This is a genomic window from Corynebacterium sp. CNCTC7651, from assembly GCF_021496665.1.
GTDB lineage: Bacteria > Actinomycetota > Actinomycetes > Mycobacteriales > Mycobacteriaceae > Corynebacterium.
Genome location: NZ_CP071246.1, coordinates 2,270,823 through 2,284,348 on the forward strand (window position 1 = coordinate 2,270,823; position 13,526 = coordinate 2,284,348).

Genomic DNA, 13,526 nt, shown 5'->3' on the forward strand with positions numbered 1-13,526 from the left:
CTCTAGCGTATTCCTTTTACCAGGCCGTTCGGCGGGGCCGATCTGTGATGTTTCACGTGAAACGGCCGCCTCCCCGTGAGGGAAAGCGGCCGTCGTTTAGGCGCAGTTGCAGCGCTACTTCACAACCGTGGACCCGGTCCCGGTGGTCTCTACAACCTCCACGTGCTCGGTGGTGGTTTCACGTGAAACATGACCGTCGTCAAGCGAAGAGCCCTTGATCTTGCCGGCGGCGAACTTGTTCAGCATGAGCGCGATGGCGCCGTCGCCGGTGACGTTCGCGGCGGTGCCGAAGCTGTCCACCACGATGTATGCGGCGATCATGAGGGAGACCATGGAGTCGTCGAAACCAAGGTTTGCCTGCAGCAGGCCGACGGCGGCCATGATGGCGCCGCCCGGCACGCCCGGCGCGGCGATCATCATGATGCCCAGGAGCAGCACGAAGCCCAGGATTTGTCCGGCGCTGACATCCAGGTTGCCCATGAAGACGATGGCGAGTGCGTAGAGCGTGATCTTCATCATGGAGCCGGAGAGGTGGATGGTGGCGCAGAGCGGGACCACGAAGCCGGCAACGTCCTCGTCGACCTTGTTCTTCAGGGCGGAGGCGTAGGTGACCGGGATGGTTGCGGCGGAGGAGGAGGTTCCCAGCGCGGTGAAGTAGGCCGGTGCCATGTTCTTCAGCGCGATGAACGGGTTCACGCCCGCCACGGCGCCGGCAACCAGGTACTGGATGAGGATGATCACCAGCGTCATCACAATGGAAAGCACCAGCACGGTGCCGAAGGCGGCCATGGTGGAACCGAAGTTCTCGTTCATGCCCAGGTTGAGGAAGGTGCCGAAGATGTAGAGCGGCAGCAGCGGGATGACAAAGCTGGTGACAACCTTGAGGATGACCTCGTTGAGCTCATCCAACACCGCCTTCATGTTGCGGGACGGCACCGCGGTCATGGCCACGCCGATGACAAAGGCCAGCAGCAGCGCGGACATCACGGCGAACGGGGCCGGCATGTCCACGGTGAAGTAGGGGCTCAGGCCGCCTTCTTCCGGGTTGTCCACGTTGGTGATCAGGTTCTTGCCGGCCAGCAGCGTGGGGTAGAGCAGGGTAGCGGTGCCCCAGGCCAGGAGGCCGGAGAGGATGGTGGAACCGTAGGCCACGCCGGCGGTGATGCCCAGCCACTTGCCCGCGCCCTGGCCCAGCGAGGCGATCGCGGGCGCGATAAGCGCGAAGATGAGCACCGGCACGAAGAAGCCGAGGAAGTTGGAGAACAGGCCGTTGAAGGTGACAAACACCCGCGCAAGCCACACGGGGAAGAACAGGCTGCAGACCCAACCGGCGATAATCGCCAGCACGATCCAGAACAGCAGCGAGTTCAAGAATTTCGATTTCATTGAAGACGCACTTTCGGGTGAACACAGGTGACATGTGGCGCGACGCGGGCCGCACCCTTGATGTCATCTTCCACCACGTGACCTGCAAGCGCGAACTTAGTCCGGCGTAGGCGAGGGCCGCAGATGCGGTTATCGCCCAACTTGCCGCGGCGAGGGTGGGTGTCCGACTAACGTAGGTGATGCAAACTTTTTTCCACTACGGATCGTTCGGCACGTTCCTGCCGATGGAGGAGACCACCATGGCTTCAGTAACCTATGACAACGCAACGCGCATCTACCCCGGCGCGACCACGCCCAGCGTGAACAAGCTCAACCTGGACATCGCGGACGGGGAGTTCCTTGTCCTGGTCGGCCCGTCCGGCTCCGGTAAGTCCACCGCGCTGCGCATGCTGGCCGGCCTGGAGGACACCAATGAGGGCCGCATCCTGATCGGCGACAAGGACGTCACCCACGTCTCGCCGAAGGAGCGCGACATTGCCATGGTGTTCCAGAACTACGCGCTGTACCCGCACATGACGGTGCGAGAAAACATCGGTTTCGCCCTCAAGATCGCCGGCATGGACAAGGGCGAGATCAACACACGCGTCGAGGAAGCAGCCCGTACGCTGGACCTCACCCAGTACCTGGACCGCAAGCCGAAGGCGCTTTCCGGTGGTCAGCGACAGCGTGTGGCCATGGGCCGCGCCATTGTGCGTGAGCCGCAGGTGTTCCTGATGGATGAGCCGCTGTCCAACCTGGACGCCAAGCTGCGTGTGCAGACCCGTACCCAGATTGCGAACCTGCAGCGCCGCATGGGCGTGACCACGGTGTACGTCACGCACGACCAGACTGAGGCGCTGACCATGGGCGACCGCATCGCCGTGCTCAACTTCGGCGTGCTGCAGCAGGTGGGCACCCCGCGCGAGCTGTATGAGCACCCGAACAACCTCTTCGTCGCCGGCTTCATCGGCTCCCCGGCCATGAATCTGTCCACCTTTGACATCGACCCCGCCTCCCGCGCCGCCCGCACCGGCCAGGCAAGCATCCCGCTTGCCGACGCTACTTTGGCCGCCGTCACCCCGGAGGACAACGGCCAGATCGTGCTCGGCTTCCGCCCGGAGGCGCTCGAGGTGGTCAGCTCCGAGATGGAGCACACCATCCCGGTCGAGGTGGACTTTGTGGAGGAGCTGGGCTCCGACTCCTACGTCTACGGCCACCTTGCTGGCGGCGGCTGGCACGACGAGGGTGCGGACGAGGGCTCCGCAGGCCAGATTGTGGTGCGCACCCAGCCGCTGTCCGGCGTCCGGGAACGCGACATCATCCACGTGCGCATCAAGGAGGGCGGCCTCCACGCCTTCTCCAAGGCCACCGGCCAGCGCATCTAACCCCTCAGGGCGTTGGAAAAGCTCAACGTCGTTTCGCCAACCTACGCCCCTGCCCTAGTGCAGATGCCGTGGTCGCTGCCCTTGGAGGAGTGGGGCAGCGACCTGGTAGTCGGACGCGGGACATGCTGGCAGACGTGGGCTCTCACCGCGCCCTGCAGTACCTCCGCGAGCTGACCAAGCATTGGCAGCCCGTCACACTGTTCTGGCTCATCCTTCTAGCCGCGGGTGCCGCGCTGGGCTACCAGCAGTGGGTGGTTGCGCAAGCCGGGGTGGGCGGCGCAGCCCGCACCATCATCCAAGGCCTGACACTGGCCGCGGCGTTCATCATCGTCGGCGTTGCCGTGTGGTTCTTCGGCTGGGCGGGCAGCCGCGACAAGCAGGACGCGCCCTTTAGCGAGCTTGTCGCCACCGCTGTCACCAGCACGTTCCGCCACCTGCCCCGCACCCTGGCCGCCGTGGCGATCTTCGCCGCCGGGTTTGCCACCGTGACCTTCCCGCCCATCCAGTGGGCCGTGCCGCTGACGCTGATCATCGTCCCCGCGCTAACGATCTACCTGATCCGCATGGTCCTGGCGGGTGCCCTGGGCGAAAACCTGGCAGCGTAAGCTGCACACCATGTCCCCGTTTGCAACCATGACCACGCTCAACGTCGTGCTGGGCATCCTCTTCATCCTCGCCGCAGTGGCGTTTATCGCCATCGGGGCGGTGGCCGCCGCCGGCAAGCTACCCGGCAACTCCGTGGTTGGCCTGCGGGTGCCGGAGGTGCGCAAGCACGAATCCACGTGGGTGCAGGCGCACAAGGTGGTGGGCCCGTTCTGGATCCTCACCGGCGTGGCCCTGGCCATCGGCGCCGCGTTCAGCTTCATCGCGCACGGCTGGGTGTGGGTGGCGCCCGTCATCGCACTGGTTGCGGCCGTGGTTTCCCTCTCCGTGGGCGGCAACTTCGGGGCACGGGCTGCAGCGCTTGTCGACGACGCAATTCAAGCCCAAGAGTCCGAGAAAGAAACCGCGACGCCAGCCCAGCCGCAGGTGAACTTGGACGCGCTGCGCAAGGCGGCCGGCAAAGCGGATGAGCAGCGGGGTGCCTAAACCCGCATAAACCGCGCATAAAACACGGCCAAACACTTGCACGCCCCCGCACGCTGACTTAGCGTTGGGGGCGTGACTTACTTCTCCGCTCAACACAACTGGTGGTGGCGCGCGTAAACGGCGTGCCAGGTTAAGTCAAACCAAAAACAACCGGCCCGCCGGCTTGGAACAAAACCCCAAGCACCGCGGGCCTTTCTGCTGGCAGTACCCTCGGTGCAGAACTTCTACCAAGGACACCAAGGAACCGTGATGCACCAACCACCACCACGCTTCACCCGCCATGAGGTGCGGTATCACGAGAACGCCTCCAGCCTCTTCGCGCACCTGGGCGGCACTGCCGCCACGGACGCTGTGCTGCTGGAATCGGCGGACATTACTACCCGGTCTGGGTTGCAGTCGGTGGCCGTGCTGCGATCGTCCCTACGCGTCACCTGCAACGGAACCCGCGTGACGGTTCAGCCGCTGACCGCGTCCGGCGAGGTGCTCGCGGCGGCTGTGCGCGAGCAGCTGGCTGAGTACGCGGCGGGGGACAACGTATACGAGTTCCCGGTGCCCGCAGTGGAAGATGAGCGCGAGCGCCTTACCGCCACCTCCAGCGTGGAGGTGCTGCGGGCACTGACCACGCGCGCCGGCTACGGCAGCGCCGCGGGGGAGGACGCGGATTTCCCGATGCTGGTCGGCGGCTTCGCCTTCGACTACTTGGAGACGTTTGAGACGCTGCCGCAGGTGGGTGAGGGCCCGAACACCTACCCGGATTACCAGTTCGCGCTGGCAGAGGTGCTGCTGCGCATTGACCACCAGACGCAGACCGCCTACCTGGCCGGCGTGGACGCGGCGGGCGAGGGCATTGATCTGAGCGAGCTTGCGGCGACAATTGACGCCGCGGATCCGGACGACGCCCACGCCTACACGCCCGCCGAGCACCCCGGTGCGCGGCTGAACGCAGAGGCGGACATTAAGGATGACGCGTTCCGCGGCGATGTGGCGAAGCTCAAGGATTCCATCACCAACGGCGACATTTACCAGGTGGTGCCGGCACGCGGGTTCGCGGCGGACTGCCCGGACGCGTTCGCGGCGTACCAGCGCCTGCGCGAGACTAACCCCTCGCCGTACATGTTCTACGTGCGTGGTGTGGACCGCGCGGGAAGCGGCTACGAGCTCTTCGGTGCCTCGCCGGAATCCAGCCTGAAGTTCGACCACGTTACGCGCGAGGTGCAGCTGTACCCCATCGCGGGCACCCGCCCGCGCGGGTTGAACCCGGACGGCAGCGTGAACCACGAGCTGGATACGCGCATGGAGCTGCAGCTGCGCACCGACGCCAAGGAGGTGGCGGAGCACACCATGCTGGTGGACTTGGCGCGCAACGACATGGCCCGCGTGGCCGCACCCGGCACCCGCGAGGTGGCGGAGCTGCTGCAAGTGGACCGCTACTCCCGCGTGATGCACCTGGTCAGCCGGGTGACCGCACGCCTGGCGGATGATTTAGACGCGCTGGACGCGTACCGCGCCTGCATGAACATGGGCACGCTCACCGGCGCGCCGAAGTTGCGCGCCACCGAGCTGCTGCGGGAGCTGGAGGGCGTTCGCCGCGGCTCCTACGGCGGCGCGGTGGGCTACCTCACCGGCACCGGCGACTTTGATACCTGCATTGTCATCCGCTCCGCCTACGTCACCGGCGGCCGCGCCATCGTGCAGGCCGGCGCTGGCGTGGTGCGGGATTCCAACCCGCAGGCGGAGGCGGATGAGACGCTGCACAAGGCCTACGCGGTGCTCTCCGCGATTGCGGCCGCGGCGGACGCTGAACTGGAGGTCACGCGATGATTGTGCTGCTGGATAACCAAGATTCCTTTGTGTACAACCTGGTGGACGCGCTGCACGGATTCCGCGCGGCGGAATCCGTGGCACCGGTGGAGCCGGCAAGCGCCGCGGGCCACGAAAGCATGGTGGTGTACCGCAACACCGTGGACGCGGACACCGTCTTCGCCGCGAACCCGGACCTGATCGTGCTCTCGCCCGGGCCGGGCTACCCGGCGGAGGCGGGCTGCATGATGGAAGTCATCCAGCGCGCCCAGGGCCGCATCCCGCTTTTGGGTATCTGCCTGGGCTACCAGGCCCTCATCGAGCATTTCGGCGGGCGGGTGATGCCTTGTGGGCCGGTGCATGGGGCGTCGATAAGCATGCAGCTCACCGACGCCGGGGTGGAGTCCCCGCTCTTTGCCGGGCTGACGGAAGGCGGGGTGCCCGGCGAGCCTGGCCGCGACGTGCCGGTGGCGCGCTACCACTCCCTGGGTGCGACGGAGGTCCCTGCCGGGATGGAGGCGCTGGCGTGGACTGACACCCAGATCGGGGACGTGATTATGGCCGCGCAGAGCACGGACGGGATGTCCATTGGCCTGCAGTTTCACCCCGAATCCATCCTCACCCCCGCCGGCCCGCTGATCCTTAACCGCTGCGTGGACCAACTTCTTCAGAAAGGCACGAACAATGGCTAGCGATTCTTCCCTGGAAATCCTGCGCCGCTTCCTGGATAACCCGGAGCCCACCCTGGAGGAGGCGGTGGAGGCGTTCACCCCGCTCACGGTGGGTGATTATGACGACGTGCACATTGCCGCGCTGCTGGCCACCATCCGCACCCGCGGCGAGACGTTCGCCGACATCGCGGGTGCCGCCCGCGCGTTCTTGAACGCGGGCCGCCCGTTCCCGGTGACGGGGGAGGGGATTATGGATACCGCTGGCACCGGCGGCGACGGCGCGAACACCATCAACATCACCACCGCAGCCTCGCTCACTGCGGCCGCGGGCGGAGTGAAGATGGTCAAGCACGGCAACCGCTCCGTGAGCTCCAAGTCCGGCTCCGCGGACGTGCTGGAGGCGCTGAACATTCCGCTGGACCTGGACCCGGAACGCGCGGTGCGCCAGTTCGAGTCCTCCAACTTCACCTTCCTCTTCGCGCCCGCGTACAACCCGGCGGTGGCGTTTGTGCAGCCGGTGCGCAAGGCGCTTGGCGTGCCCACCCTGTTCAACACGATGGGCCCGCTGCTGTCCCCGGGCCGTCCGGAGCTGCAGATCATGGGCATTGCCAACCCGGCGCAGGGACAGATGATCGCGGAAACCATGCGCGAGCTGGGCCGCGGCCGTGCGCTGGTGGTCCACGGCGCCGGCACGGACGAGATCGCAGTGCACGGCGAGACCCTGGTGTGGGAGCTGGACCGCGAAGGCAACATCGAGCACTACACGCTCACCCCGGAGGACCTGGGCGTTGGCCGCCACGCCCTGGAGGATCTCAAGGGCGGGGACGGCGCGGAGAACGCAGCCATGATGCGCGCCACCTTCGCCGGCGAGGGCCCCACCGCGCACCGCGACGCCATTACGGCCGCCGCGGGTGCCATGTTCTACCTCAACGGCACCACGGATTCCATCGCGGCGGGCGTGGAGCATGCACGCATGCTTATTAGCGACGGCACGGTGCAAGCCTGGCTGCGCACCCACGAGGAGGCCGATTACAGTGCGTAGCCCCTCCAGCTTGCCGACGGTGCTGGAGAACATCGTTGAAGCCCGAAAAGGTCACCTTGACGAAATACGCAAGCGGGTTGCCCACGTAGATTTCACCACGTTATCTAAATCGGAGCGCTCGCTCTACGACGGGTTGGCGGCACCGGGCACGAGCTTCATCATGGAGTGCAAATCCTCCTCCCCGTCGCTGGGCATGATCCGGGAGCACTACGAGCCGGGCGCTATCGCGCGGATCTACTCCCGGTACGCCGCTGGCATCTCGGTGCTGTGCGAGCCGGACAAGTTCGGCGGGGACTACGACCACCTAGCCACCGTTGCCGCGTCCACCCACCTGCCCGTGCTGTGCAAGGACTTCATCATCGACGAGGTCCAGGTCTACGCCGCGCGCTACTTCGGCGCGGACGCGATCCTGCTCATGCTTTCCGTGCTTGACGACGATTCCTACGCCCACCTTGCCGCCCTCGCCGCGGAGCTGGGCATGGACGTGCTCACGGAGGTGATCGACGAGGAGGAGGCGCGGCGCGCCACTGCGCTCGGCGCCAAAATCTTCGGCGTGAACCACCGCAACCTGCACGACCTGACGATTGACCTTGAGCGCTCCGGCCGCCTCGCGCAGCTGGCCCCGGAGGGTGCCGTGGTGGTGTCGGAGTCCGGCATCCGCGACGTGCACACTGTGCGCCGCCTCGGCGGGCACTCGGACGCCTTCTTGGTCGGCTCCCAGCTCACGGCGCAGCCCGACATTGATCGCGCCGCCCGCGAGCTGGTCTACGGTCCGAATAAGGTGTGCGGCTTGACGTCGAAGAGCGCTGCCCAAGCGGCGAAAGCAGCCGGCGCGGTGTACGGCGGCCTGATCTTTGAGGCCGCGAGTCCGCGCAATGTTTCACGTGAAACGGCACAAAACATCATCGCGCACGAGCCCGGCCTGGCGTACGTGGCGGTGTCCCGGCGCACCGAGGGCTACGCCGAGCTGTGCCTGCCTGGCGTGGAGGCCGTGCAGGTGCACGCGCCGTACCAGGGCAGCTTGGAGGACGAGCTTGCGCTGGTGGAGCGCGTGCGCTCCGAACTTGACGACGCCGGTGCTGCCGGCGTCGAGGTCTGGCGCGCAGTGTCCATGACCCACCCTGACGGTGCTGCGGTGGCCGAGGGGCTTGAAGGGAGCGTCGATAAGCTTGTGCTCGATGCCCACGACGGCGGCTCCGGCAGCACCTTCGACTGGTCCGCGGTGCCGGAATCCGTGAAGCGCTCGGCGCTATTGGCCGGCGGGATCGGCCCGGACAACGTCGCGGACGCGCTCGCAGTGGGATGTGCGGGCGTAGACCTGAACTCCGGCGTGGAGTACCCCGAAAGCGCAGGCGAGTGGGCTGGGCGCAAGGACGCAGCGGCGATCAACCGCGCATTTTCGATCATTGGAAACTGGAGAACATCATGACGGAGAGGACCTTCCCGCTGCTGCCGGCGTACTACGGCGAGTTTGGCGGACAGTACGTTGCGGAAGCGTTGCTGCCCGCGCTTGACCAGCTGGAGGCGGCGTTTGTGGACGCGCTGGCGGACGAGGAGTTCATGGCGGAGTACCGCCGCCTGCTGCGGGACTACCTCGGCCGCCCCACGCCGCTTACGGAGTGCATGAACTTACCGACGGACGGGGCAAACGCCCGCATCTTCCTCAAGCGCGAAGACCTGGTCCACGGCGGCGCGCACAAGACCAACCAGGTGATCGGGCAGGCGCTCCTGGCCAAGCAGATGGGCAAGACCCGCATTGTCGCTGAGACGGGCGCCGGCCAGCACGGCACCGCCACTGCTTTGGCGTGCGCGCTGCTGGACCTGGAGTGCGTGATTTACATGGGCAAGAAGGACATGGAGCGCCAGGAGCCCAACGTGTACCGCATGCGACTGATGGGCGCGGAGGTTGTCGGCGTGGAGACGGGCGCCGGCACGCTGAAGGACGCGGTGAATGAGGCGCTGCGCGACTGGACCGCCACCTTCCACACCACCCACTACCTCTTGGGCACTGCGGCGGGCCCGCACCCCTTCCCCGTGGTGCTGAAGGAATTCCACCGCGTTATCTCCACCGAGGCGCGGGCCCAGATGCTGGAGCGCACCGGCCGGCTGCCGGACGTGGTGACCGCCTGCGTGGGCGGCGGCTCCAACGCCATCGGCATGTTCGCGGACTTCATCGATGATGAGGGCGTGGAGCTTGTCGGTGCGGAACCCGGCGGCGAAGGCTTCGGCGTGGGCAAGCACGGCGCCGCCGTCAACGCCGGCACCGTGGGCATCCTCCACGGCACGAAGAGCTACGTCATGCGCGACCCGGACGGCCAGGTGGAGGAGTCCTACTCCATCTCCGCCGGCCTGGATTACCCGGCCGTGGGCCCGGAGCATTCCTACCTGGCCAAGAGCGGCCGGGCGACGTACGTGGCAGTGACGGACGAGGACGCGATTCGCGCCTTCCAGATGCTGAGCCGCTACGAGGGCATCATCCCGGCCCTGGAGTCCTCCCACGCCCTGGCGTACGCACTCAAGCGCGCGTCGGAGCACCCGAAGGACGCTGAACCCCTGCACATCCTGGTCTCCCTCTCCGGCCGCGGCGATAAGGACGTCGCCCACATCCGCCAGACCTTGGAGGAGCGCCCGGACTGGGTGGTGCAGGATGACCGCCCGAACCACCGCGGCAACGTCACCGACGGCGCGGCGCCCGGTATGCCCGCCGACGTGGAGGGCACCGAGAGCGAAGAGCCAACCCAGCACGCCGAGGAGGCGAAGTAGATGAGCCGTTTTGACACCCTGTTTGCAAACTTGGAGGCGAAGGGACAGGGCGCATTCGTGCCGTTCCTCATGCTTTCGGATCCGTCGCCGGAAGACGCGCTGGAGATCATTTCCATCGTGGTAGAGGCCGGCGCGGATGCCCTGGAGCTCGGTGTACCGTTCTCCGACCCGGTGGCGGACGGCCCCTCCATCCAGCTCGCACACGTGCGGGCGCTGGACGGCGGAGCGACGCTGGACAAGGCGCTCGAGCAGGTACGCGTGCTGCGGGCGAAGTACCCGGAGCTGCCGATCGGTCTACTGACATATGCCAACATGGCGTACGTGCGCGGCACCGACCGCTTCTACCGCGAGTTCCACGAGGCCGGGGCGGACGCGGTGCTCCTGCCGGATGTGCCGGTGCGCGAGGCCGCGCCCTTCTCCGCCGCGGCAGAAGCCAACGGCATCGAACCCGTCTACATCGCGCCGCACAAGGCTGCGGAGCAAACGCTTAAGGCCGTGGCGGAGCACTCCCGCGGCTACATCTACGCGGTATCCCGCGACGGCGTGACGGGCAGTGAGCAGGAGGCGACCGTGGACGGCCTGCGCGAGGTGGTGGACGGCATCCGCACCTTCGGCGGCCCGCCGGTGATGCTGGGCTTCGGCATTTCTAAGCCCAAGCACGTGTCCGACGCAGTTGCGGCCGGTGCCGTCGGCGCCATTACCGGCTCCGCCATCAACAACATCGTGTCCAAGTACGTGGAGTACACCCACCCGAACCCGGGGCGCGTGACGGACTGGGAGGGCCTGCGCGAAGAGCTCACCTCCTACGTTTCGGAGATGAAAGCAGCTACGGTGAAGGCATGACAACCTGCTCCCGCCGCCTCTTTCTCGCCGGAACCGCAACCACCTTCGCCGGTGCTTTTTTGGCTGCCTGCGGTCAGGCGCCGAACGACGAGATTGCCAAGACTCAGGTGCCCGTTGGCAGCGCCGTGATCCTGGACCGCGTGATCATCGCGCAGCCCACCGAGGGTAACTTTGTCGCTTACTCCGCCGTGTGTCCGCACCAGCAGTCCAAGATCACCGTGGTGCAGGGCGATACCGTGCGCTGCACCAAGCACGGTTCAACCTTCAGCATCGAGGACGGCGCGGTGCTCCAGGGCCCGTCGCTGAACCCGATGACTGAGGTGAAGCTGGTGGACCAGGGCGACACCGTCGCTGCCGCGACCAGCTAAGCCTTACCTGAAAAACTACCGCTGAGCTGCGGTAAGTATGCGTTAACTTGCTTGTGCGCGGGTATGCAAGCCGTGTACAACGGTGCGCATGGGTACGAATGACGCAGCGAACCTGCGCGAGGCGAACGCGGACGTGGAATTCCACGAGGTTGAGGTAGAAACCCACGGGATGGGGGAGAAGCTCAACCGCCTGCGCGCAGCCGTGTTGGGCGCGAACGATGGCATTGTGTCCACCGCTGCCGTTGTTGTGGGCGTTGCTGGCGCGACATCCAGCACCCGCGAGATTGTCACGGCCGGCGTGGCCGCCCTTGTCGGTGGTGCAGTGTCCATGGCGCTGGGGGAGTACGTGTCCGTGTCCTCGCAGCGCGACGCGGAGGACGCCGCCATCGGCACCGAGTGCCAGCTGCACGAGGATGACCCTGCCGCGGAGCTCAACCACCTTGTCCAGGCGTACAAAGACTCTGGCCTAAGCGAGGAGACCGCGATCGCGGTGGCGCGGGAGCGCACCGCCCTGGACCCGCTGGCGGCGCACTTGGAGGTGCACTACGGCATTGATGAGGAAGACTTGGTGAGCCCGTGGTCCGCTGCGATTGCCTCATTCCTGTCCTTCTTCGTCGGCGCGCTCATTCCGCTGATTGCCATCATCGCCACACCTGCGGCCTCCCGTGTGGTGGTCACTGTCTTGGTCACCCTGATCGCGCTTGCCGTCACCGGCTACCTGTCCGCGAAGCTGGGTGGCGCGAAGCCGTGGCGCGCGGTGGCGCGTCTGGTCATCGGCGGCGGCCTCGCCCTGGCGGTGACCTTCGGTGTCGGCTCCTGGCTTGGCACGAGCGTGGGGTAGCCGTCTTACACTGGGCGCCATGCCCGGATTCTTGAAAAAGGCCGACCCCTTGATCGTCGGCATCATCGTGGCGGTGATCTTCGCCTTCATCGCACCGGCGAGCGGCACTTTCGCCGATGTTTTCGGTGTGCTGACGAAGCTGGCCATCGCCCTGCTCTTCTTCCTCTACGGCGCGCGCTTGTCCACCCAAGAGGCGCTGCGTGGCCTGACCAATTGGCGGCTGCACCTGACCATCCTGGTGTTCACGTTCGTGATCTACCCGCTGATTGGTCTTGCCATGCGGCCAACAACGGCGTTTGTCTCGCCGGAGATGTACCAGGGCATCCTCTTCCTCACCCTGGTCCCATCCACCGTGCAGTCCTCCGTGGCGCTGACGGGTATTGCGCGCGGCAACGTCCCGGGTGCTGTGGTGGCGGCCAGCATGTCCTCGCTCATCGGCGTGGTGCTCACACCACTCTTGGTGATGCTGCTGATGGGCGCGGGCGACGGGATCCATATCGACGCGTCTGTCTTCATCGACATCTCGCTGCAGCTGCTGCTCCCGTTTGTGCTGGGACAGATCGCGCATAATGTTCTTCCGTCGATACGCAAAGCTGCGAAGAGCAAGGCGACCAAGATCGTGGACCGCGGCTCTATTTGGATGGTGGTGTACTCCGCGTTTTCGCAGGGCATTGTAGCGGGCGTGTGGGGGACGATCTCCGTGTGGGAGATTGTCTTCCTGGCTGTGTTCTCTGTGGTCCTAGTTGCAGCGATGCTGTGGGTGTCCAAGGCGGTGCCGCAGCGCCTGGGGTTCTCGCGCGAGGATCAGGTTGCCATCCAGATGTGCGGAACCCAAAAGTCTCTGGCTACGGGCCTGCCTATGGCGTCGGTGATCTTCGGCGGCGGGGCGACGCTGGGTGTCTTGATCATCCCGCTGATGATCTACCACCTCGTGCAGCTGCTCATGTGCTCCGCGTACGTCTCGCGGCTGGCGGCTGAGCCGGAGGAAGCGCCAGGGGCATCGACGGTCGACGCTGGGGTTTCCGCCCCGCGGAAGTAGGGTGTTTCACGTGAAACATTTCATCCGACTTCACTACGTGGTCCCCGAGCTCGGCGGCGAGCTGCTGAATATCGCGGAACTTGAAGAGGTCTCCGCCCAGGAATGCACCATGGTGCGCATGATTGAGCTAGACCCGAGCGAGACCATCACTGGCATCTACGTGGACGGCAAGGTCATCGGCCAAGCGAATGAGCCGATGGGCACCGTCCCGCACCCGGACGCCTACGCACAATTCGAGGGCATCACCGCCACGCGCCTTAGCGAGGAAGAGTTCGAGGGCCTGTGGGAGGAAGCCCGGGCCAAGTTCCCGGGTTAAGGCG

General features: G+C 66.0%; 14 protein-coding genes. 13 read left to right on the forward strand and 1 reads right to left on the reverse strand.

From position 1 onward, the window contains the following. Positions 1–114: 114 nt before the first annotated feature. Positions 115–1,386 carry a dicarboxylate/amino acid:cation symporter gene (locus tag JZY91_RS10825; RefSeq protein ID WP_234947861.1) on the reverse strand — a complete coding sequence of 424 codons (1,272 nt, stop codon included), beginning with the start codon at positions 1,384–1,386 and terminating at the stop codon, positions 115–117. Between the two features lie 239 nt (positions 1,387–1,625). Between JZY91_RS10825 and JZY91_RS10830 the strand changes: the two genes are divergently transcribed. From JZY91_RS10830 to JZY91_RS10890, 13 genes are all read left to right on the forward strand, one after another. Continuing rightward, on the forward strand, positions 1,626–2,750 hold the full coding sequence (locus tag JZY91_RS10830) for an ABC transporter ATP-binding protein (protein ID WP_234947862.1): 1,125 nt from the start codon (positions 1,626–1,628) through the stop codon (positions 2,748–2,750). A 122-nt stretch (positions 2,751–2,872) separates the two neighbouring features. After that, positions 2,873–3,355, forward strand: coding sequence for a hypothetical protein (locus JZY91_RS10835; protein ID WP_234947863.1), 483 nt, complete (start codon positions 2,873–2,875; stop codon positions 3,353–3,355). Between the two features lie 10 nt (positions 3,356–3,365). Next, complete coding sequence (locus JZY91_RS10840; protein ID WP_234947864.1) at positions 3,366–3,839, forward strand: SdpI family protein; 474 nt, start codon at positions 3,366–3,368, stop codon at positions 3,837–3,839. A gap of 249 nt (positions 3,840–4,088) precedes the next feature. Further along, the gene (locus JZY91_RS10845) at positions 4,089–5,660 is read left to right on the forward strand and encodes an anthranilate synthase component 1 (protein WP_234947865.1); all 1,572 of its coding nucleotides are present in this window, start codon (positions 4,089–4,091) and stop codon (positions 5,658–5,660) included. Beyond that, positions 5,657–6,331, forward strand: coding sequence for a gamma-glutamyl-gamma-aminobutyrate hydrolase family protein (locus JZY91_RS10850; RefSeq protein ID WP_234947866.1), 675 nt, complete (start codon positions 5,657–5,659; stop codon positions 6,329–6,331). Before JZY91_RS10845 ends, JZY91_RS10850 begins: the two co-directional genes overlap by 4 nt. Beyond that, positions 6,324–7,352: an anthranilate phosphoribosyltransferase gene (gene trpD, locus JZY91_RS10855; RefSeq protein WP_234947867.1), complete on the forward strand. Its 1,029-nt coding sequence runs from the start codon at positions 6,324–6,326 to the stop codon at positions 7,350–7,352. Before JZY91_RS10850 ends, trpD begins: the two co-directional genes overlap by 8 nt. Positions 7,353–7,362: 10 nt before the next feature. Next, positions 7,363–8,781 (forward strand): bifunctional indole-3-glycerol-phosphate synthase TrpC/phosphoribosylanthranilate isomerase TrpF, encoded by a 1,419-nt coding sequence (gene trpCF / locus JZY91_RS10860; protein ID WP_234949136.1) that lies wholly within the window; start codon positions 7,363–7,365, stop codon positions 8,779–8,781. After that, entirely contained in the window at positions 8,778–10,115 is a 1,338-nt protein-coding gene (trpB, locus tag JZY91_RS10865) for a tryptophan synthase subunit beta (protein ID WP_234947868.1), read from the forward strand. The genes trpCF and trpB overlap by 4 nt, the downstream gene beginning before the upstream one ends. After that, complete coding sequence (gene trpA / locus JZY91_RS10870) at positions 10,116–10,958, forward strand: tryptophan synthase subunit alpha (protein ID WP_234947869.1); 843 nt, start codon at positions 10,116–10,118, stop codon at positions 10,956–10,958. Further along, on the forward strand, positions 10,955–11,326 hold the full coding sequence (locus tag JZY91_RS10875) for a Rieske (2Fe-2S) protein (RefSeq protein ID WP_234947870.1): 372 nt from the start codon (positions 10,955–10,957) through the stop codon (positions 11,324–11,326). The genes trpA and JZY91_RS10875 overlap by 4 nt, the downstream gene beginning before the upstream one ends. A gap of 88 nt (positions 11,327–11,414) precedes the next feature. Then, entirely contained in the window at positions 11,415–12,167 is a 753-nt protein-coding gene (locus JZY91_RS10880; protein WP_370639225.1) for a VIT1/CCC1 transporter family protein, read from the forward strand. Positions 12,168–12,186: 19 nt separating this feature from the next. Beyond that, positions 12,187–13,206, forward strand: a complete 1,020-nt coding sequence (locus tag JZY91_RS10885; RefSeq protein ID WP_234947871.1) for a bile acid:sodium symporter family protein — start codon at positions 12,187–12,189, stop codon at positions 13,204–13,206. A gap of 10 nt (positions 13,207–13,216) precedes the next feature. Next, positions 13,217–13,522, forward strand: a complete 306-nt coding sequence (locus JZY91_RS10890; RefSeq protein WP_234947872.1) for a hypothetical protein — start codon at positions 13,217–13,219, stop codon at positions 13,520–13,522. The last annotated feature ends 4 nt before the right edge of the window (positions 13,523–13,526 follow it).

What these genes read in the sequence shown, in the direction of transcription:
- JZY91_RS10840 (WP_234947864.1), top strand. Translation starts at nt 3,366, where the DNA reads ATGTCCCCGTTTGCAACCATGACCACGCTCAACGTCGTGCTGGGCATC.
- JZY91_RS10825 (WP_234947861.1), bottom strand. Translation starts at nt 1,386, where the DNA reads ATGAAATCGAAATTCTTGAACTCGCTGCTGTTCTGGATCGTGCTGGCG.
- trpA (WP_234947869.1), top strand. Translation starts at nt 10,116, where the DNA reads ATGAGCCGTTTTGACACCCTGTTTGCAAACTTGGAGGCGAAGGGACAG.
- JZY91_RS10830 (WP_234947862.1), top strand. Translation starts at nt 1,626, where the DNA reads ATGGCTTCAGTAACCTATGACAACGCAACGCGCATCTACCCCGGCGCG.
- trpD (WP_234947867.1), top strand. Translation starts at nt 6,324, where the DNA reads ATGGCTAGCGATTCTTCCCTGGAAATCCTGCGCCGCTTCCTGGATAAC.
- JZY91_RS10850 (WP_234947866.1), top strand. Translation starts at nt 5,657, where the DNA reads ATGATTGTGCTGCTGGATAACCAAGATTCCTTTGTGTACAACCTGGTG.
- trpB (WP_234947868.1), top strand. Translation starts at nt 8,778, where the DNA reads ATGACGGAGAGGACCTTCCCGCTGCTGCCGGCGTACTACGGCGAGTTT.
- JZY91_RS10875 (WP_234947870.1), top strand. Translation starts at nt 10,955, where the DNA reads ATGACAACCTGCTCCCGCCGCCTCTTTCTCGCCGGAACCGCAACCACC.
- JZY91_RS10835 (WP_234947863.1), top strand. Translation starts at nt 2,873, where the DNA reads ATGCTGGCAGACGTGGGCTCTCACCGCGCCCTGCAGTACCTCCGCGAG.
- JZY91_RS10880 (WP_370639225.1), top strand. Translation starts at nt 11,415, where the DNA reads ATGGGTACGAATGACGCAGCGAACCTGCGCGAGGCGAACGCGGACGTG.
- JZY91_RS10885 (WP_234947871.1), top strand. Translation starts at nt 12,187, where the DNA reads ATGCCCGGATTCTTGAAAAAGGCCGACCCCTTGATCGTCGGCATCATC.
- JZY91_RS10845 (WP_234947865.1), top strand. Translation starts at nt 4,089, where the DNA reads ATGCACCAACCACCACCACGCTTCACCCGCCATGAGGTGCGGTATCAC.